General features: G+C 31.3%; 24 protein-coding genes. 7 read left to right on the top strand and 17 right to left on the bottom strand.

The annotated features are described in order from the left end of the window. Nucleotides 1-196 precede the first annotated feature (196 nt). Nucleotides 197-1,762: a ribonuclease Y gene (gene rny / locus ACN0WB_RS04520; protein ID WP_417429279.1), complete on the top strand. Its 1,566-nt coding sequence runs from the start codon at nt 197-199 to the stop codon at nt 1,760-1,762. Nucleotides 1,763-1,824: 62 nt separating this feature from the next. On the opposite strand, the gene ACN0WB_RS04515 is transcribed toward rny, so the two are convergent. The 8 genes from ACN0WB_RS04515 to hutI all read right to left on the bottom strand — a co-directional run bounded on the left by ACN0WB_RS04515 (nt 1,825) and on the right by hutI (nt 7,576). Beyond that, nucleotides 1,825-2,238, bottom strand: a complete 414-nt coding sequence (locus ACN0WB_RS04515) for a PaaI family thioesterase (protein WP_417429277.1) — start codon at nt 2,236-2,238, stop codon at nt 1,825-1,827. A 28-nt stretch (nt 2,239-2,266) separates the two neighbouring features. After that, nucleotides 2,267-2,524: a hypothetical protein gene (locus ACN0WB_RS04510; RefSeq protein ID WP_417429275.1), complete on the bottom strand. Its 258-nt coding sequence runs from the start codon at nt 2,522-2,524 to the stop codon at nt 2,267-2,269. Further along, nucleotides 2,525-3,655, bottom strand: a complete 1,131-nt coding sequence (locus ACN0WB_RS04505) for a 3-hydroxyacyl-CoA dehydrogenase NAD-binding domain-containing protein (RefSeq protein ID WP_417429273.1) — start codon at nt 3,653-3,655, stop codon at nt 2,525-2,527. Between the two features lie 98 nt (nt 3,656-3,753). Next, nucleotides 3,754-4,554, bottom strand: coding sequence for an enoyl-CoA hydratase/isomerase family protein (locus ACN0WB_RS04500; protein WP_417429271.1), 801 nt, complete (start codon nt 4,552-4,554; stop codon nt 3,754-3,756). A 62-nt stretch (nt 4,555-4,616) separates the two neighbouring features. Next, nucleotides 4,617-5,093: a 1,2-phenylacetyl-CoA epoxidase subunit PaaD gene (gene paaD, locus ACN0WB_RS04495; protein WP_417429269.1), complete on the bottom strand. Its 477-nt coding sequence runs from the start codon at nt 5,091-5,093 to the stop codon at nt 4,617-4,619. 125 nt (nt 5,094-5,218) lie between these two features. After that, the gene (paaC, locus tag ACN0WB_RS04490; RefSeq protein WP_417429267.1) at nt 5,219-5,968 is read right to left on the bottom strand and encodes a 1,2-phenylacetyl-CoA epoxidase subunit PaaC; all 750 of its coding nucleotides are present in this window, start codon (nt 5,966-5,968) and stop codon (nt 5,219-5,221) included. A gap of 94 nt (nt 5,969-6,062) precedes the next feature. Beyond that, nucleotides 6,063-6,344 (bottom strand): 1,2-phenylacetyl-CoA epoxidase subunit PaaB, encoded by a 282-nt coding sequence (gene paaB, locus ACN0WB_RS04485; protein ID WP_417429265.1) that lies wholly within the window; start codon nt 6,342-6,344, stop codon nt 6,063-6,065. Between the two features lie 5 nt (nt 6,345-6,349). After that, nucleotides 6,350-7,576, bottom strand: a complete 1,227-nt coding sequence (hutI, locus tag ACN0WB_RS04480) for an imidazolonepropionase (protein ID WP_417429263.1) — start codon at nt 7,574-7,576, stop codon at nt 6,350-6,352. An 83-nt stretch (nt 7,577-7,659) separates the two neighbouring features. On the opposite strand from hutI, the gene ruvB reads away from it, so the two are divergent. After that, nucleotides 7,660-8,682, top strand: coding sequence for a Holliday junction branch migration DNA helicase RuvB (gene ruvB, locus ACN0WB_RS04475; protein ID WP_417429261.1), 1,023 nt, complete (start codon nt 7,660-7,662; stop codon nt 8,680-8,682). An 8-nt stretch (nt 8,683-8,690) separates the two neighbouring features. Then, nucleotides 8,691-9,041 (top strand): arsenate reductase family protein, encoded by a 351-nt coding sequence (locus ACN0WB_RS04470; protein WP_417429259.1) that lies wholly within the window; start codon nt 8,691-8,693, stop codon nt 9,039-9,041. A gap of 63 nt (nt 9,042-9,104) precedes the next feature. Here the strand turns inward: ACN0WB_RS04470 and gcvT are convergent, their stop codons facing one another. Continuing rightward, complete coding sequence (gcvT, locus tag ACN0WB_RS04465; protein ID WP_417429257.1) at nt 9,105-10,184, bottom strand: glycine cleavage system aminomethyltransferase GcvT; 1,080 nt, start codon at nt 10,182-10,184, stop codon at nt 9,105-9,107. Nucleotides 10,185-10,193: 9 nt separating this feature from the next. Beyond that, nucleotides 10,194-10,703, bottom strand: a complete 510-nt coding sequence (gene idi, locus ACN0WB_RS04460) for an isopentenyl-diphosphate Delta-isomerase (RefSeq protein ID WP_417429255.1) — start codon at nt 10,701-10,703, stop codon at nt 10,194-10,196. Between the two features lie 171 nt (nt 10,704-10,874). Between idi and ACN0WB_RS04455 the strand changes: the two genes are divergently transcribed. Both ACN0WB_RS04455 and ACN0WB_RS04450 read left to right on the top strand, forming a co-directional pair. Continuing rightward, entirely contained in the window at nt 10,875-11,276 is a 402-nt protein-coding gene (locus ACN0WB_RS04455) for a phosphoheptose isomerase (protein WP_417429253.1), read from the top strand. A gap of 20 nt (nt 11,277-11,296) precedes the next feature. Next, nucleotides 11,297-12,256, top strand: a complete 960-nt coding sequence (locus ACN0WB_RS04450; RefSeq protein WP_417429251.1) for a D-2-hydroxyacid dehydrogenase — start codon at nt 11,297-11,299, stop codon at nt 12,254-12,256. 70 nt (nt 12,257-12,326) lie between these two features. Here ACN0WB_RS04450 and mscL read toward each other — a convergent pair whose 3' ends face one another. Further along, a complete protein-coding gene (gene mscL, locus ACN0WB_RS04445; RefSeq protein WP_417429249.1) occupies nt 12,327-12,701 on the bottom strand; it encodes a large conductance mechanosensitive channel protein MscL in 375 nt (124 codons plus the stop codon). Between the two features lie 217 nt (nt 12,702-12,918). Between mscL and ACN0WB_RS04440 the strand changes: the two genes are divergently transcribed. Then, on the top strand, nt 12,919-14,418 hold the full coding sequence (locus ACN0WB_RS04440) for an NAD(P)H-hydrate dehydratase (RefSeq protein WP_417429247.1): 1,500 nt from the start codon (nt 12,919-12,921) through the stop codon (nt 14,416-14,418). On the opposite strand, the gene ACN0WB_RS04435 is transcribed toward ACN0WB_RS04440, so the two are convergent. From ACN0WB_RS04435 to yidD, 3 genes are all read right to left on the bottom strand, one after another. Further along, the gene (locus tag ACN0WB_RS04435) at nt 14,415-15,401 is read right to left on the bottom strand and encodes a DNA topoisomerase IB (protein ID WP_417429245.1); all 987 of its coding nucleotides are present in this window, start codon (nt 15,399-15,401) and stop codon (nt 14,415-14,417) included. The genes ACN0WB_RS04440 and ACN0WB_RS04435 overlap by 4 nt on opposite strands. 73 nt (nt 15,402-15,474) lie before the next feature. Beyond that, complete coding sequence (gene lgt, locus ACN0WB_RS04430) at nt 15,475-16,344, bottom strand: prolipoprotein diacylglyceryl transferase (protein ID WP_417429243.1); 870 nt, start codon at nt 16,342-16,344, stop codon at nt 15,475-15,477. Nucleotides 16,345-16,359: 15 nt separating this feature from the next. Beyond that, nucleotides 16,360-16,581, bottom strand: coding sequence for a membrane protein insertion efficiency factor YidD (yidD, locus tag ACN0WB_RS04425; protein WP_417429241.1), 222 nt, complete (start codon nt 16,579-16,581; stop codon nt 16,360-16,362). Between the two features lie 114 nt (nt 16,582-16,695). On the opposite strand from yidD, the gene ACN0WB_RS04420 reads away from it, so the two are divergent. Beyond that, nucleotides 16,696-17,973, top strand: a complete 1,278-nt coding sequence (locus tag ACN0WB_RS04420; protein WP_417429239.1) for a replication-associated recombination protein A — start codon at nt 16,696-16,698, stop codon at nt 17,971-17,973. 35 nt (nt 17,974-18,008) lie between these two features. On the opposite strand, the gene pheA is transcribed toward ACN0WB_RS04420, so the two are convergent. From pheA to ACN0WB_RS04405, 3 genes are all read right to left on the bottom strand, one after another. Next, nucleotides 18,009-18,848 (bottom strand): prephenate dehydratase, encoded by an 840-nt coding sequence (gene pheA / locus ACN0WB_RS04415; RefSeq protein ID WP_417429237.1) that lies wholly within the window; start codon nt 18,846-18,848, stop codon nt 18,009-18,011. 46 nt (nt 18,849-18,894) lie between these two features. Next, complete coding sequence (locus ACN0WB_RS04410; protein WP_417429235.1) at nt 18,895-19,497, bottom strand: DUF2911 domain-containing protein; 603 nt, start codon at nt 19,495-19,497, stop codon at nt 18,895-18,897. A gap of 63 nt (nt 19,498-19,560) precedes the next feature. Continuing rightward, nucleotides 19,561-19,923, bottom strand: coding sequence for a nuclear transport factor 2 family protein (locus ACN0WB_RS04405; protein WP_417429233.1), 363 nt, complete (start codon nt 19,921-19,923; stop codon nt 19,561-19,563). Between the last annotated feature and the right edge of the window lie 21 nt (nt 19,924-19,944).

The following is a 19,944-nucleotide window of genomic DNA, read 5'->3' as shown; positions in this document are numbered from 1 at the left end:
ACTCAACACTATTAAATTAACGAGCGAATGTTCCCGGAATGGCGCGCCGATTTACTTCGGATTACAGACAGGGAAAATGAGTTCAAAACGTGTCGATTAGGAGTTTACTCTACATCTAAAGAATTATTGTAGGCTTTTTTATTTAAAAAATATTATAATAAATATATTACAAACATTAACATAAATTAAAAAATAAATGACAACAATTATAGTCGGTGTAATTTGCCTGATTTTTGGGGCAATTGCAGCGTTTTTATATAATAAAAGCGCGCTGAATGCGAAAGCTAATTTTTTATTGCAAGACGCACAGAAAAATGCAGATAATCTTTTGGAAAAAAGTAAAATGCAAGCAGAAGCAATTAAAAAAGAAAAACATATTCAAGCCAAAGAAAAATTTTTAGAATTAAAAGCGGAACACGATGCAAATATCCAGAGTCGTGAAAAGAAAATGCAAGATTCTGAAAACAGAATTAAAGACAAAGAACAAAAACTAAATGACGAACTCAGCAAAACTGGGAAATTAGAAAAAGATTTAGAACGAAAAGTTTCAGAATATGATAAAAAATCTGAAATTATTGATAGAAAACAATTAGAACTGGATAAAATTACTGCTCAAAAAGTGGAAATTTTAGAAAAAGTGGCGCATTTTTCTGCAGAAGAAGCGAAAAATGAATTGGTAGAAGCAATGAAAGCGGAAGCCAAAACTAAAGCACAAGCGCATGTTCAAAACATAATGGCAGAAGCGCAATTAAATGCAAAAGCTGAAGCTAAAAAAATCGTAATTCAAACCATTCAAAGAATTGGAACTGAGCAAGCGATTGAAAATTCTGTGTCTGTTTTTAATATTGAATCCGATGAAATTAAAGGAAGAATTATCGGTAGAGAAGGTAGAAATATCCGAGCTTTAGAAGCTGCAACGGGCGTTGAAATCATTGTAGATGACACTCCGGAAGCAATTTTACTTTCTTGTTTTGATCCGGTTAGAAGAGAAATTGCAAGATTATCTTTGCACAGATTAGTGACTGATGGAAGAATTCACCCTGCGCGAATTGAAGAAGTGGTTGAAAAAACGCAAAAGCAAATTGAAGAAGAAATTATTGAAGTAGGGAAAAGAACTGTTATTGATTTAGGAATTCACGGACTTCATCCGGAATTGGTAAAAGTGGTGGGAAGAATGAAATTCCGTTCTTCTTACGGACAAAACTTATTGCAACACTCCAGAGAAGTTGCAAATATTGCTGCAACAATGGCAGCAGAATTAGGTTTAAATGTAAAATTAGCAAAACGCGCAGGTTTGCTTCACGATATAGGAAAAGTTCCAGAACAGGAATCTGAACTTCCACACGCACTTTTAGGAATGCAATGGGCGGAAAGATTGGGCGAAAATGCGGAAGTAATAAATGCAATTGGAGCGCATCACGACGAAATTGAAATGACGTCACTTTTATCACCAATTATTCAAGTTGCAGATGCAATTTCTGGAGCAAGACCAGGTGCGAGAAGACAAGTTTTAGAATCTTACATTCAAAGGTTGAAAGATTTAGAAGCAGCGGCTTTGAGTTTTGATGGCGTTTCCAGCGCGTATGCAATTCAAGCAGGAAGAGAACTTCGTGTAATGGTTGAAAGCGGAAAAGTAACAGATGATGTTGCCGCACAATTGTCTTACGATATTTCTGAAAAAATCCAGAATGAAATGACTTATCCAGGACAAGTAAAAATTACTGTTATTCGCGAAACGAGAGCTGTGAATATTGCGAGATAACAAACATTATACAATTTAAAAGCGCTGATTTAATTTTAAATCGGCGCTTTTTTAGTAAAACTTTACAAATCGACCACTTTTTTATTAATTTTATAAACCGTACCTCTAAAACTAGCAACTAATTCTTCATTCTGATTTTTAATCAAAATATCATAAATTCCAGTTTTTCTAGTTTCTGTGAGCAATTTACTTTCGGCAAAAAGTGTATCCCCTAATTTTACTGCGCTTGTAAAATTAATTACACAATTCAACGCAACTGCTGTATTTCCGTCATTATTTGAAGAAAATGCCAATGCAGAATCTGCAAAAGCAAAAGTAATTCCACCGTGAACAGTTTTTAAACCATTAATCATTTCTGATTTAATTGGCATTTTTAAATAACAATATTTTTCTTTAATTTCAATAAAGTCGATTCCCAACCATTGTGAAAATGCGTCTTGATTGAAAAGGTATTGTGCGGTTTGGAGTGGCGTCATTTTGTGGTCTATTTTTCTTTAAAATTACTTACGGTTTTATCTTTTTATTTTTGAAATTTCTATACAAATCTCCCCAAGTTTTATCGTAAAAATTAGATGTAAAAAAGTAAATTAAAAACATTAAAATAAATAAAATAATATAAAAAAGATAGAATTTAAATTTCGTGAAATCCATTTCAGTTTCATCGAAATAATTCCACATCAATCTGATTGCCGCAAAAACGAATGTAAAAAATACTGTCTTTTTTAAAGCTGAAATTGCATTTGATTTACTAAATATTTTCATCTATAAATTCTTTAAAAGTGGACTTTGTCTGTATCGTTCTTCTTGATAAGTTCCATACAGATTTTGAAGTGATTCAGATATTTTTTGATAACCGATTTCTTTTCCCCAAGCGAGTAAACCTTTCGGATAATTCACGCCTTTTTGAATCGCTAATTCTAAATCTTCATCACTTGCTAATTTTAATCTTTTTGCTTCTACGGCTTCGTTTATCAACATTGAGATAATTCTCATAAAAATATTGCCGAATAATTTTACGTCTTTTTCAACACTTGGTTTTTGATAATTTTCAGAATAATTATAAAATCCTTTTCCAGTTTTTCTTCCCCATAATTTTGCTTCGCTCATTCTTTGTTGAAGCAAACTTGGTTTGTATTTTGAGTCGTAAAAATAATCTTTATAAACGGTTTTTGTAACGGCAAAATTAATGTCAATTCCAATTAAATCCATCAACTCAAATGGTCCCATTTTGAAATTTCCCAAACTTCTCATTGCTTCATCAACTTGTTCTGGAGTTGCAATTTTTTCTTCTACAATTCGTAGAGCTTCTCCGTAAAATGGTCGTGCAATTCTGTTCACAATAAATCCTGGAATATCTTGCGCAATCACAGGAACTTTTCCCCAAGACTTCATTAGATCATAAACTTTTTGTGGTAATTTTTCTGCGGTTAAAAGTCCGGGAATTATTTCTACTAATGGCATCAAAGGAGCCGGATTAAAAAAATGAATTCCTAAAAATCGTTCAGAATTTTTTAAGTCTGCAGAAATTGAAGTTATGGAAATAGAAGAAGTGTTGGAAGCCAAAATACAATCTGATGAAACAATTTTTTCTAAATCTGCAAAAACTTTCTGCTTGATTTCTTTATTTTCAATAATAGCTTCAATGACTAAATCGCAGTCTTTTAAATCTTTAAGTTCGGTGCAAAATTTAATTTTGTTGTAGATGTTTTCACTTTCTTCAAAATCAATTCTATTTTTTTCCACCAATCTGGCTAAAACTTTTTGTAAACCCTCAAGAGATTTTTCAGTTTGCGAACTGTTTTGGTCGTACAAAAAAACGCTGCAATTATTGGTCGCTGCAACTTGTGCAATTCCAATTCCCATGGTTCCGGAGCCAATGATTCCTATATTCATATTTTAGTTAATGTATAAATGGAACAGCTTAACAATGTAACAATGACAATTTAAATAATTGGTTAAACTGTTAGATTGATATATTGTTACATTAAAGTTTATTTTCCTTTATAATTTGGTTTTCTCTTATCTAGAAATGAAGAAACACCTTCTTTGAAATCTTCAGTTTCCGCCGCTTCTTGTTGGTAAATTCCTTCAATATCCAGTTGCTCTTTTAAAGAATTAGAGTAAGATTTATTAAATGCTTTTTTAGTTAACGCAATCGCAGTTGTTGGTAAATTTGAAATCTGCGTTAAAACTTCGAGGGCTTCGTTTTCAAATGTTTCATCTGGAAAAACATCGGCAATTAATCCTAAATTTTTTGCTTCAGTTGCAGATAATTTTTTGCCAGTAAATGCTAAATAATTAGCTTGTTGTCTTCCTAAAAGTTTTGGTAAAAAGTAAGTTCCACCTGTGTCCGGAATTAATCCAATATTCACAAAAGCTTGAGAAAAATACGCACTTTCTGCTGCAAGAGAAAAATCACAAATCAAAGCTAACATTGCACCGGCTCCAACTGCAGCTCCATTTACCAAAGAAATTACGGGTTTTTTCGCATTTGTAATTTCTTTTACTAAAGGATTGTAATAATCAATCACCATTCGCTGAATAATTCTGTCATCTTCCAATTCATCTTCCATTGCGAGTGCTTCTTTTAAATTTTGACCAGAACTGAATGCTTTTCCTTTTCCTGAAATTGCGATGCAACGAACAACCTCACTTTCATTGCATTCTCGAATAAAATCTCGAAGTTCTTGTAAACTTTTTTTATTTAAACTATTGTAAGTTTCAGGTTGATTTAGATAAGCAATTTGAAGTTTCCCATCTAAAAGTGAACGTGTATCTATTTGTGTGTACATATTTCTATAATTGATAAATAATTGAATGATTAATTGTTTTTACTTTTAACTTTTTAGTTGTATTAATGACATTTAAAATAATCAAAAGGTTCTAAACAATCGTTGCATTGATAAGTCGATTTGCAAAGTGTAGAACCAAATCTACTTAATTCTTTAGTGTTTTCTGAACCGCAACGCGGACATTTTTTGGGAATATGAAGATGATTTTTATTTTCACCTTTTTCTGGCGGTGTAATTCCGTATTGTCGCAATTTTTCTCTGGCTTTATCGGTCATCCAATCTGTTGTCCAAATTGGAAACATTTGCGTCGTCACTTTTGGTTTTAATTGATGTTCCTTTAATAATTTTATAATATCTTCTTCAATATTAAACATTGCGGGACATGCGGAATAAGTTGGAGTAATAATAACTTCAACTTCATTTTCAGAAAGCATTTTTGCACCACGAACAATTCCCAATTCGACAATATTTATTACTGGAATTTCCGGATCTGGAATCTCTGAAAGAAGTTTTATTAAATCTATTTTACTTTTTACCATATTTTTTAACCACAAAAGTCACAAAAGTTTTTTCTTAAAAGTCAATATTAATTCTTTTTAAAGAGTGAAAAAGTTTGAAATAATTATTTTAATAATTCATAACTCATACATCATAACTCAAAAAATTACCACGCACAATCCGGATAAGTTCTTTGCATATATTGAAGTTCACAAAGGATAAATCCAAAATATTCCGTATGAATACCTTTTCTTGAGCCTTTTTGCATAAAATTACTTTCTGAGAAATTTAAATTAAATTCTGAAAAATCTTTTTTAATTAATAATTTCCATTCTTCATAAAGTTCTTTTGATGAAGGAATTAAATCCAGTTTAAATAAACTTTCTTCATCTTCAGTTTCATCAAATAGTCCGCCGGTATATTCCCAAATATTTTCTAAAGCATTTTCTATTTTAGATTTACTTTCATCGGTTCCGTTTGCGAAAACATTCATCCATGTTTTGCTGTGAATGTAATGGTATTTTACTTCTTTCAATGATTTTTGAGCCAAAGCAAAGAGTGTTTCATCTGCGCTATCACTCATTTTTTCATAAAGTAATTTCTGATAAACGCAGAAAAAATAGACTTTTAATATGGTTTGCGCATAATCTTCATTTGGTAATTCTACCATTTGTGCGTTCAAATATTCTTTTTCAACACGAAGAAAAGCCAAATCGTCTTCAGTTTTTCCTTCGCCTTGAAGTTGAGCGGCATATTTATAAAAATTATTCGATTGTCCGAGATAATCCAACGCAATATTGGTGAGCGCAATATCTTCTTCTAAATACGGTCCTTTTCCGCACCATTCCGCCAATCTTTGACCCATAATTAAAGTGTCATCGGCGAGTTTCAAGGTATAGTTTGTAAGTGAATTCATAATTGGTTGTTGGTTTACAGTTGTTAGTTGTCGGCAATTAAAAGATTTTTAAATAAAAAACTATCAACTGTCAACCGAAAACTATCAACTAATATTACATATTTTTCACATCATTTGGGATCTCGTAAAACGTTGGATGACGATACAATTTATCATCCGCAGGATCAAAAAATGCTTCTTTATCCACGCCTTCAGAAGTCACAATATATTTACTTGGAACTACCCAAATTGAGGTTCCTTCCATTCTTCTGGTATAAACATCGCGTGCATTTTGCAGCGCCATTTCTGCGTTTGCAGCTTGTATAATTCCTGCGTGTTTATGAGATAAGCCAGGTTTTGTTTGTATAAAAACTTCCCACACTTCTAAATTTGCCATTTTATCTAAATTTTATTTCCGTTAATGTAAAGATTTTCCATTTTCAAACTCCCTTGATTATAAAGAATATTTTGAAAATTATCTGTTTTGAAAGTTACGAAATTTGCCGTATAATTATCTTCCAATTTCCCAATTTTATTCAAACCTAAAGCGTGTGCGGCTCGGAAAGTAATTCCAGCCAAAACTTCCGCAGTAGTAAGTTTTTCAAAAGTTGCTAAAATTGAAGCTTGAGTAATTAAATTTCCCATCGGCGCAGAACCAGGATTCCAATCACTTCCAATTGCGAGAATCGCACCTGCATCTAATAATTTTCTCGCTGGAGTAAATTTTTCACCCAAACCTAAACTTGCGCCTGGAAGCGCGGTTGCAACCGTTTCTGATTTTGCAATAAAATCAATATCTTCATCAATTGTGGCTTCTAAGTGATCGGCAGATTTTGCACCGATTTCTGCAGCGAGACGTCCACTTCCAGAAGTAAATTGATCGGCATGAACTGTGATTTCAAACCCCATTTCTTTGGCTTTTAATAGAAAACTTCTACTTTCTTCTGGTTGAAATACCGTTTTTTCAATGAAAATATCAACTCTTTTGGCTAAATTTCCTTCCTTTACTTTTGGTAAAATTTCCTTTAAAATATAATTCAAATAATCTTCATTTGTTCCGTTAAAATCTTTCGGTTTTAAATGCGCTGCAAGACAAGTTGGGATTAAAGTAGCGGGCGTTTTTGTCTGTGCTTCTTTAATAATGCGCAACATTTTCAGTTCATTTTCAACATTTAAACCATAACCGCTTTTAATTTCAATAGTTGAAATACCAAGATTTAAAAGGAAACCAATCCTTTTTAATAGTTTTTCTAAAAGTTCTTCTTTCGATTCTTCTCTTGTGTGTAGAACGGAACTCCAAATTCCACCCCCTTGTTCAGCAATTTGAAGATAACTTTTTCCTGCATTTCTCATCGCAAAATCGTTTGAGCGATTTCCACCAAATAAAATATGTGTGTGTGAATCTACAAAAGAGGGAAGCGCTATTTGTTCTCCGTCTATCTTTATTATTTCAACAGACGCCTTCGCTTCGCTCGCAATGACATCAAAATCACCCACTTTTTTAACTAAATCATTTTCAATTAAAATACCGCCATTTTCAATTATTTCTAATTGATTATCTGAAAGTTTTCCACGAAGTGGCAAATTTCTTAAAGTTATAAGTTGTTTAAAAGGTCCAATTAATTTCATAGTGGCTAATTTAAGTAATTTTAAGATATTTAAATAAGAAGAATTTCTTTAAAAATATTACCTTTGATAATAAACAATTTTAAATGCCCGATTTTTTGCATCCAGACAAAGAGAACTTGAGTGACGAGGAATTATTTCAGGAAGAAAAAATCCGTCCGCAGAGTTTTCAAGATTTTGTCGGACAAAGAAAAACTCTTGATAATATTGAAGTTTTTGTGGCTGCCGCGAAAAATCGTGGCGGCGCTTTGGATCACGTTTTATTGCACGGTCCGCCGGGTTTAGGAAAAACAACTTTAGCGCATATAATTTCTAATGAATTAGGCGTTGGTTGCAAAATTACTTCGGGTCCTATTTTGGATAAACCTGGAAGTTTGGCAGGTTTGCTCACGAATTTAGAAGAAAACGATGTGCTTTTTATTGATGAAATTCACCGTCTTTCGCCGATTGTAGAAGAATATTTGTATTCTGCGATGGAAGATTATAAAATCGATATTATGCTCGAAAGTGGACCAAACGCACGAAGTGTGCAAATTGGTTTAAATCCTTTTACTTTGATTGGTGCGACAACAAGAAGTGGAATGCTTACAAAACCAATGCTCGCAAGATTTGGAATTCAATCTCGTTTAGAATATTATACGATTGAATTGTTGAGTATAATTATCGAGCGAAGTGCGCGAGTTTTGGGCGTGAAAATTTATGAAGATGCCGCGTTAGAAATTGCCAGAAGAAGCAGAGGAACGCCGAGAATTGCAAATGCACTTTTGAGAAGAGTTCGCGATTTTGCTGAAATAAAAGGAAACGGCGAAATCGAAATAAAAATTACAAAATTTGCGCTGGATTCTTTAAATGTCGATGAATTTGGTTTAGATGATATGGACAATAAAATTATGCGCGTCATGATAGAAAATTTTCGCGGAAAACCAGTGGGAATTTCTGCTTTGGCGACTTCAATTGGTGAAAATCCGGAAACTTTGGAAGAAGTTTATGAGCCGTTTTTAATTCAGGAAGGTTTTATTATTAGAACGCCGCGCGGAAGAGAAGTGACGGAAAAAGCTTATAAACACTTGAATATTGCTTTACCAAAAAGACCAAATGAATTGTTTTAAAATTAATTATGCAAAAAGTATTTTATCTTAAAACTTGCGGAACTTGCAAGAAAATCATGACTCAGTTTGATTTATCAGATTGGGAACTTCGTGAACTGAAATCTGAAAATATTACAGAAGCAGAATTAGAAGATTTATATAAACACACCAATTCTTACGAAGCACTTTTCAGTAAAAAATCAACTCAAATTAAAGCAAGAGAAATTGACGTAAAATCTTTAAAAGAAAATGATTTTAAAAAATTGATTTTAAAACATTATAGTTTTTTAAAACGCCCGGTTTTTGTGACTGATAAGGAAATTTTTGTAGGAAATGAAAAGAAAAATCTTGAAAATCTAAATGAATTTTTTAATAAATAAAAATAAAAAAAGTCAAGCGAATTACTTGACTTTTATATTTTACTGAATATATATATATATATTTTACACAAAAGGTAATTTTACAACTTTCGCAGGAATATCTTTATTTCTAATTTTAATAAAAATCTCACTTCCAACTTTTGAAAAATCTTTTGTAACATAAGCCAAACCAATACCAATTTTTTTCATTGGACTCATTGTTCCAGAAGTGACTTTTCCAATAATATTTCCTTCAGAATCTGCCACTTCATAATCGTGTCGCGGGATTGCTTTTTCTTGCATTTCAAAAGCGACTAACTTTTTAGAAACACCTTCTTCTTTTTGTTTTGCCAAAAATTCTTTGTCCACAAAATCTTTATCAAATTTTGTAATCCAGCCCAAACCTGCTTCTAAAGGTGAAGTAGAATCATCGATGTCATTTCCATAAAGACAAAAACCTTTTTCTAAACGCAATGTATCACGCGCCGCCAAACCACAAGGTAAAATTCCAAATTCTTCGCCAGCTCTTGTGAGTGCTTCCCAAATTTCAACGGCATTTTCGTTTTTAAAATAAATTTCAAAACCGCCACTTCCTGTGTAACCAGTATTAGAAATAATAACATCCTGAATGCCAAAAACATCACCAATTGCAAAATGATAATAAGGAATTTCGGATAAATTTGTTTCGGTTAATTTTTGTAAAGTTTCCGTTGCTTTTGGTCCTTGAATCGCGATCAGAGACATTTCATCAGAAACGTTTTTTAAATCTGCACCAAATTTCTCGTTGTATTTCGTGAAATGAGAAAAATCTTTGTCAATATTTGAAGCATTTACAACCACAAAATATTTTTCGTCAGCAATTTTGTAAACGATTAAATCATCCACAATTCCGCCATTTCCGTTTGGCAAACAAGTGTATTGTGCTTTTCCGTTTTCTAAGTTTTCAACATTATTAGTACAAGTAAATTGCAATAAATCTTTTGCATTTTCTCCTTCAATATAAAATTGTCCCATGTGCGAAACATCAAAAATTCCTACTTTTTCGCGAACGGCAAAATGTTCTTCATTAATACCAGAATATTGAACGGGCATTTCGAATCCAGCAAAATCTACCATTTTTGCTCCTAATTCTAAATGTTTATGGTATAAAGCGGTCTTACTCATGTTTGTATTTTATAAATGTTGTTTGTATTCTTTTAAAATAATTTTAAACCATTCAGTGAAATTTTCCGGTTTTTCTTGCATTTCATTTTCCAAATCTTTCAACGAAATATAACGAATTTCAGAAACTTCATTTTTATTTAATTTAAAATCACCTTCAAAATTTCCAACGAAAACGTGATCTAATTCGTGTTCCCAAAGATTCTTGCCAACTTCTGCTTTGTAAATAAAATTAAATTTTTCCTTCAAATCCGTATTAATTCCTAATTCTTCGGAAAGTCTTCTGTTTGCCGCATCTAAATAAGATTCATTTAATTTTGGATGAGAGCAAACGGCGTTCGTCCATTGTTCCGGTGAATGGTATTTTTCAGAGGCTCTTTTTTGTAAGAGCATTTCACCTTTGTCATTAAACAAAAAAACTGAAAATGCACGGTGTAATAAACCTGTTTCGTGCGCTTTCATTTTCTCCATTTGTCCTAAAACTTGGTCTTCAGGTGATACTAAAACTACTAATTCTTCCATAATTTATAAGACACCAAATTTAATAATTATAATTGTAATAATATTTTAATTTAAAACTAAATATTTAAAAATATTTCAACAATTCGGATAAAACCTTTTTAAAGATTGTGCATAAATATTGAGAAAATGATTTGCAAAAAAATAACTAATTTTGCAAATTGAAATAACATTATGGAGTTAAACTATTTAGACCATGTAAGTCCTTCTTTAAAAGACGGTGTAAAAAATTATTTAATTGATATTGACGGAACTATTACAGATGATATACCTAATGAAGAACCCGAAAGAATGGTAAATTGTGAGCCTTATCAAGACGCGCTTCACACCATAAATAAATGGTATGATGAAGGCCATCAAATCTGCTTTTTTACTTCGCGCACGGAAGATTTAAAACAAATAACTATTGATTGGTTAGATAAAAATGGTTTTAAATACCACAGTGTTTTATGTGGCAAACCACGTGGAGGAAATTACCATTGGATTGATAATCATTTAGTAAAAGCAACTCGCTACAAAGGAAAATTCACAGATATGGTAGAAAAAAATGTAAATATTCAAGTTTTTAAAGACTAAAATTTAATTAAAAAACACGCATGAAAATATTAGCAAATGACGGAATCAATCCTTCTGGAATCGAGGCTTTAGAAGAAAAAGGTTTTGAAGTGATTACAGAAAAAGTGGCTCAAGAAAATTTAGCAGAATATATCAATAGAGAAAATATAAAAACCTTACTTGTAAGAAGTGCTACAAAAGTGCGAAAAGAATTAATTGACGCTTGTCCAAGTTTAGAAATTATTGGTCGCGGTGGAGTAGGAATGGATAATATTGATGTAGATTACGCCCGTTCAAAAGGAATTCACGTTATAAATACACCTTCATCATCTTCTGAATCTGTAGCAGAATTAGTTTTTGCCCATTTATTTTCTGGGGCAAGATTTTTAGAGCAATCCAACAGAGAAATGCCTATAAAAGGAAATACAGAGTTTGCAAAACTTAAAAAATCTTTTGAAGCAGGAACTGAACTTCGTGGGAAAACCATTGGAATTATTGGAATGGGAAGAATTGGGCAAGAAGTTGCGAAAATTGCTTTAGGTCTTGGTATGAAAGTGATTGCAGCAGACAACCAAGTTGGAAGAGCAAGTATAAAAGTAAAATTTTATAACAATCAATTCATTAATGTAGATATAGAAACTGAACCTTTATCAGGAATTTTTAAACATGCAGATTTTATTACTTTGCATGTACCTGCACAAAAAAATGGTCACATGATTGGTGCTGCAGAATTTGCTTTAATGAAAAATGGCGCTGCAATTGTAAACTGTTCCAGAGGTGGCGTCATTGATGAAAATGCACTTTTAGATGCATTAAATTCTGGAAAAATTTCATTCGCTGGTTTAGATGTTTTTATAAATGAACCAACTCCTTCCGAAGCTATTTTGAAACATCCAAAAATTTCTCTCACACCACATACAGGAGCTTCTACAAGTGAAGCGCAAGATAGAATTGGTATTTCTTTAGCCGAACAAATTGCAAGTATTTTGCAAAATCACTAATAAAATTAAAATTTTAAACAAAAAACTCGGGAAAAAAATTCCGAATTTTTGTTTATTAAAAGATTAATTTTTATTTATTTTTTAATAAATCTCTAATTTCTGTCAATAATTCTTCTTCTTTAGTCGGACCCGCAGGAGCCGCTTCTTTCACTGGTGCTTTGGTTTTATTTACTGCTTTTATAATTATAAATAATACAATCGCGACACATAGAAAACTAATTACAGCAGAAAGAAAATTTCCATAAGTAACACCATTCCAAGATAATTTTGCAATGTTTTCTGCGCCTGCTGCTTTTAATGCAGGATTTAGTAATAATGGTGTAATGACATCCGTAACTAAAGAACTGACAATTTTACCAAAAGCTGCACCAATTATTACCGCAACTGCCAAATCTACTACGTTTCCTTTAAACGCAAATTCTTTAAATTCTTTTACTATTCCCATTTTTATAAGTTTTTTTAGTAAAAGTAATAAATTCATTTAAATTTTAATGTTAGAATATTATTTTTTATTTGTCTTTTTAAGTTTTAAAAATTCTTCTGAAAGAAACTTACAAATTTCTATTATGCATAGATTTTTGTAGTTTATAAGGTTTCTTTTAAATTAATAAAACTAAACCTAACTTTACACTTAGATAATTTCCTTCATCTAAAAAATTATTATGAAAATTTTTGATAGTATTCAAATTAAAAAATTGGAAACTGAAACTATATTCTTACAAAATATTTCTTCCATCCAATTGATGGAACGTGCTGCAGAAGAAGTTATGTTTCAACTTTTAAAGAACAGCAAACCTGGTAAAACTTATTGTATATTTTGTGGAAATGGTAATAATGGTGGCGATGGTTTTGCTCTGGCGAGAATGTTATATGAAAAGAATTTTAATGTTGAAGTTTTTGTAGATAAAGAATGTGACAAATATTCGGAAAATGCGCAAATTAATTTAGATAAAATAGAACAGATTTCTGGAATTGGTATTCATGATTTTAGCAATCTGGAGCAATTTAATTTTCAAAGTGATTTTGTAATAATTGATGCTCTTTTTGGAATTGGTTTAAACCGAGAAATTAAAGGAAAATCTTCTGAATTAATTTTAAAATTAAATAGTTTAAAAAATTTTAAAATAGCTATAGATATTCCATCTGGGTTGTTTGCAGATAAAATAACACCCGAAAATTTTACTGTGTTTAAAGCGAATAAAACATTGAGTTTTCAATTCTGGAAAAAAGCATTTCTTTATCCTGAAACTGGAAAATATTGTGGAAAAATTGAAATTTTAAAGATTGGGATTTCTACTGATTTAATTGAAAGAGAAACCACAAATTGTTTTATAATAGATGATAATTTGATAAAATCGATTAACAAAAAACGTGACGATTTTTCTAACAAAGGTAATTTTGGAAACTCGGTAATTATTGCAGGAAGTTATGGCAAAATGGGCGCTGCAGTTTTAGCAATAAAAGCTGCGCTGAGAAGTGGAAATGGACTTACTTTTACAATTGCACCAAAATGTGGTTACGAAATTTTGCAATCAAGCGCTCCAGAAGCAATGTTTATTCAAGGTGGAAAAAATTTAATAAGTGAGATAAATCTGCCAAAAAATGTGGTTTGCGGAATTGGTCCAGGTTTAGGAACAGAAGTAGAAACAGAGAAAGCGGTTTTAGAATTTTTAAAAACTTATAAAAAAGCTTTGGTAATTGATGCAGATGCATTAAATATTATTTCTAAAAATAAAAACTTTCTTAATATAATTCCAGAAAATTCCGTTATTACACCTCATCCGAAAGAATTTGAGAGACTTTTTGGTAGCACAGAAAATTCTTTTGAACTTACAAATTTAGCTTTGAAAATGGCAAAAAAATTTAAAATAATAATTGTTTTAAAAGACCATCACACTCAAATTATTACTCCAAAACAAAAAATTTTCTACAACATTACCGGAAATAGTGGAATGGCAAAAGGGGGAAGTGGAGATGTTTTAACAGGAATTATCACTTCGCTTTTAAGTCAAAATTATTTATCGCAAAATGCAGCAATTTTTGGAGTTTGGCTACACGGAAAAGCAGGAGATTTTGCTGCAGAAGAATTTTCTAAAAATGCAATGTTGCCTTCAGATTTAATAAATAGTATCGGGAAAGTTTTTAAATATTTACAAGTTTAAGATTTTTTAAGCCTTCCTCTCAAAAGACATAAAACGCCTAATTCTTCCACAGATAAATTGTTAGAATTTTGTAACATTTTGTCGATTTCTTTTTTGAAATAACTCATTGTTTTACCATCAATGTAAGCTTCTATTATTCGTGGATCAATGTAGGAACTTTTCGCAACAGCAGGCGTGTTTCCTAATTTTTCGGAAACTTTTACAACTGCATCTTTTATTCTTTTATCAAGTTCTTTTTGATCTTTTTCTTCACACGCGCCCAATTCATCTAATGCAATTGCAGCCATCATAGTTCCGCCCCAAGTTCTAAAATCTTTAGCTGAAAAATCTTCGCCCATTACTTCATGAATATAATCATTCAAATCTTGGCTATTTACATCAACAATTTTATCATTTTCATCTAAATATTTGAAGACTTCATAACCAGGCATTTCATCGAGTTCTTTTACAATTTTTGCAATTTTCGCATCTACAATGTGACGTTCTTGATCTTTGTGAGATTTACCAGTATAAGAAAATATAAGTTCATCATTCTCTACAATTAGATGCTTGCTTCGGATGGTTGTAAGTCCGTAAGTTTTATTCTCTTTGGTGTATTTAGAACTTCCAGGTCGGAAATAGGCACTATCCATTAAACGAAGCATGGTTGCTAAAACTTTTTCCCGAGACAATTTTCGTTGGCGTAAATGTTGACCGGTAACTCGGCGCATGTGTTCTAAATTTTCAGCAAAATCGACAATTCTATCAAATTTTTTTAAACTCTGTTCCTTGCTAAATTTAGGATTATAAATGTATTGTTTTCGATTTTTTTCATCTCTACCAGTAACTAAAATCTTATCTTCAGGATTTTCCGAAATCTCAACATCTTTCCAAGCAGGTGGAATTACTAAAGATTCTATCCATTTTCTTGTTTCTTTATTTAATGTCTTGCCAAATAAGTCTTTATATGTAAATCCTCTTCCGCATCCTTTTCTAATATACATTTTTTAAGTATTTTAAAAATAATTGTACTAAAAATTATTCCAAAATGGCAATTATAAATAAATTGTAATAAAATTATTCTGGTTTTGCTGATTCTTCGGGTGTAATTTTATTAAATTTTGAATAGAACATTATCACAATTCCCGCAATCATAAACGGAATAGAAAGAACTTGTCCTGTATTTAATCCATCAAAATGAATAAACTCATCACCTTGTGGTTCTTTTAAAAATTCTACGAAAAATCTTATCGCCCAAAGTAAAATAAAGAATAATCCAAACAACCAACCTTGTTGATATTTTTTATTGGTATATCGGTACAAAATCCAAAGTAAAACAAATAGTAAAAAATAACCTGTAGCTTCAAATAATTGCGTCGGGTAACGCGGAACAATTGCTCCATATTCTGAACTTTGTTGTGGAAATAGAACTGCAAAAGGGGAATTTGGCGGCGTAGGTTTTCCTATAATTTCTGAATTAATAAAATTTCCGATTCTTACAAAAGCACCTCCAAGTGCAACTACAATTCCAATTCTATCATAAACCCAGAACGGATTTTTTTTAATTATTTTAAATGAATACCAAAGTGTGGTAAAAATTAATGCAATAGTTGCTCCGTGACTTGCTAAACCAGAAAATCCTGTAAAAGCAAAATCTGGTTTTGTACGAATTGGTAAAAATACAGACCAAAAATCTTGTCTAAATAATTCCGGTTGATAAAAAATAACATGACCTAATCTAGCACCTAAAATTGTCCCAATTAACGTCCAAGTAAAAAGTGGTTCTACATATTTTTCATTTACATGATCAATTTTATAAATTTTGGTCATAATAAAATATCCTAAACCAAAAGCTAAAATGAACATTAAACTATAATAATGAAGTGTAATTGGACCGAGATGTAATCCCGTAGAAGGATTCCAAGTTGTTACTAAAAAATTGAACATATTAGATTTATTTTTTTAATTATTTTTTGGTGGAACAGGATCATAACCATTTCCTCCCCACGGATGACATTTTAAAATTCTTTTCACTCCCAAATAAAATCCATAGAAAAGCCCATGAATTCGAAGCGATTCTACCATATAATGACTACAAGTTGGTTCATAACGACAATTTTTTGGCAACCATGGAGAAATTGCATATTGGTAGAATTTTATTAAAACTACCAAAGGAAATGTCAAAATTTTATTGATTGTCGGTTTCAAAACAATGCAAAAATAGTTTAAATTATATTAAATTTGATTTTTTACAATTACATTTAACTTAAATTTATAATCGATCAAGATTTCTATAAAATGAACTCCAACACACCACTTGCGGAACAATTACGCCCAAAAACTTTAGACGAAGTTTTAGGGCAAGAACATCTTACCGGAAAATCTGGAACGATTAGGAAAATGTTGGAAAATGATTCTTTAAATTCTTTAATTTTTTGGGGTCCTCCTGGAACAGGAAAAACAACTTTAGCAGAAATCATTTCTGAGCAATCGGGAAGAAAATTTTATAAACTTTCTGCCGTTTCTTCCGGCGTAAAAGATGTGCGAGAAGTGATTGAAGATGCAAAAAAGCAAAATCTTTTTTCAGGAAAATCACCCATTTTATTTATTGATGAAATCCATAGGTTTAATAAATCACAACAAGATTCTTTGCTTCACGCGGTAGAAAAAGGTTGGATTGTTTTAATTGGTGCTACTACAGAAAATCCAAGTTTTGAAGTTGTTTCTGCTTTACTTTCAAGAAGTCAGGTTTATGTTTTAAAATCTTTGACTTATGAGAAATTAGAAGAATTGGCGGAAATTACTTTAAATAAATTTAATGAAATGCATCAGAAGAAATTTATTTTAAAAGAAAAAGAAGCCTTTATACAATATTCTGGAGGCGATGCAAGGAAACTAATAAATTCTGTAGAATTGGTTTTAAATCAATTTTTAAAGTCAAAAAAAATTGAAATTAATAATGAAGATGTGCTTTCAGTTTTGCAAGAAACAATGGCGATTTATGATAAAAATGGTGAACAACATTATGATATTATTTCGGCTTTTATAAAATCAATTCGCGGTTCAGATCCAAATGCCGCGGTTTATTGGCTTGCAAGAATGTTAGTTGGTGGGGAAGATGTGAAATTTATTGCGCGAAGATTGTTGATTTTGGCTGCAGAAGATATTGGTTTAGCGAATCCAAATGCGTTACAAATTGCAAATAATTGTTTTCAAGCGGTAAATGTGATCGGAAATCCAGAATCCAGAATTATTTTAAGTGAATGTGCAGTTTATCTCGCAGTTTCGCCGAAAAGTAATTCAACTTATAAAGCGATTGATGAAGCCATTTCATTGGTTAAAAAATCAGGGAATTTACCTGTTCCACTTCATTTAAGAAATGCGCCGACAAAATTAATGAAGAATTTAGATTATGGAAAAGATTATCAATACGCTCATTCTTATGAGGGAAATTTTGTGCAAGCCGAATTCTTACCGGAAGAAATTTCGGGAACTAAGTTTTATAATCCTGGAAATAATTCTACCGAAAAAAAAATAAAAGATGATTTGGAGAAGAAGTGGAAAGGGAAGTATTAGTTAAAAGTATAAAGCCTAAAGCCTAAAGTAAAAATTTAATCTTTCAATAAATATTCCTCATAATGTCCTAAAAATCGCACTTTTGCGCCAATTGATTTTAATTCTTCTAGAGCATTTTCAGATAAAACGGAATTCCATTCACTTGCGACATTGATATAGAAAAAATAATTTCCCAAACCTGTCTTTAATGTTCGGCTTTCAATTTTTGATAAGTTCATTTTTCGCCAGGCAAAAACAGACAAAACTTGATGCAATCCTCCTGCATGATCTTCTGGTAAAGTTATCATCAAAGAAGATTTTTCACCTAAAGAATTTTGCTTTAGTTTTAATTGATTTTTTTCTAATGAAATAACAATAAATCTTGTATGATTTTGTTCAAAATCGTGAATATTTTTCTTCAATATTTTTAAATCATACAATTTTGCGGCGTAAGAATTTGCAATTGCCGCAATTTTTTTATCTGGATTTTCTGAAACATATTTTGCAGCAGCTGCAGTGGAAGAAAAATCTTTACGCGTACAATTTTTAAAATTTTTATCTAAAAAATGATAACATTGCGCCAAAGCTTGCGGATGAGAAATAATTTTATCAAAATCTGGATTATTTTTATTTACTAAAAGATGATGCGCAATCGGCATTACCACTTCTGATTCTATAAATATTTTCTTAAAATCATAAAGATAATCCAAAGTCATAGAAACGGTTCCTTCTATAGAATTTTCCAGGGGTACAACTGCTTTTTCCACGTCGCCATTTTTCACCGCATTAAAACAATCTAAAATATTAGAGTGTGGAATTAAAGTTTCATCATCAAAGATTTGTGAAGTTGCAAGTTGTGTAAAACTCGCTTCTGGACCGAGATAAGCAATTTTCATAAAACAAAAATAAAAAAATGCCGCTTAAAAAACGGCTTTAAAAATTTTATTTCATTTTTCCAATATCTGCTTTTACTTTATTAATCGCTTTTAATTGATTAATTATTTTGGTAATTTCCTCTGGATGAGCAACCATAATAGGAACGCTCACTTTCGTCATATCCCACATAAAAGTTAGATCTACAGAATTAGCTTTTAAATTTTTCAAATCTATTTTAAACCATTCTTGTTTTGTTTCCATTTTTTGAACTGGCGCTTTTACTTCTAAAATATTTTTTTTAGCATCAAAAGAAAAAGCACCCCATTGTGTAGAATCTGAATTTAAAATTACGGTCCATTCTGTAGGAGTTGGAATTACAAAAAGTCCATAAGTTCCAGCTTTCACTAGTTTTCCACCAAACATGAAATCTTGTCCGAACGTAATTTTTGTACAAGAATTTGCACCTGTACGCCAAACTTCATTATATGGAACTAATTTTCCAAAAATTTCTCTGCCTTTCACAGCCGGTCTTCCATAATCTATTTTGATGTTTGAAATGGATAATTGTTGATCCACAGTTTGTCTCGGACTAAGTGCCGGAAGCGAATAATTCTGCGCAGTTAAAGATAAACTCCCTGCAAATAACAAGGAAAATATTAATTTTTTCATTTTTTTAATTTGGTTAAAGATAAGAATTTTTAGAAAGTAAAAAACTAATTTTTAATTTTAAAATTATCCGTGATAAACTCTCGAAAAAATGATTTTCCCATTTTTAATTTCTAAAACTTCACCAATTTCCATATCTTCTTCATCCGCAACTTTTCGAGTATATTCCATAAAAACTTGGTCGGAATCTGCTGTTAATTTTTTCACATGGTATTGCAAACTCGGCAATCTTTCAAAACAAATTTTCCACCATTGTCGCAGCGCCTCTTTTCCTTTAATCAAACCTTTAGTTTTTGGTTCATGAATTTTTAGTTTTGGACTAAAATGTTCCGCATTTTCATCATATAAAAAAAGTAAATTTTCTAAATGATGTTCGTTAAATGCTTTAAACCAAAGTTTTGCAATGTTTTTTAATTCTCCTGGATTCATTGTTTTATCTTAGTAAATTAC

Origin of the sequence: Halpernia sp. (assembly GCF_048269545.1) — a bacterium.
Taxonomy (GTDB): Bacteria; Bacteroidota; Bacteroidia; order Flavobacteriales; family Weeksellaceae; genus Halpernia.
Note: the sequence above shows the minus strand (reverse complement) of the source record. Positions and strands in the feature narration are given on the sequence as shown.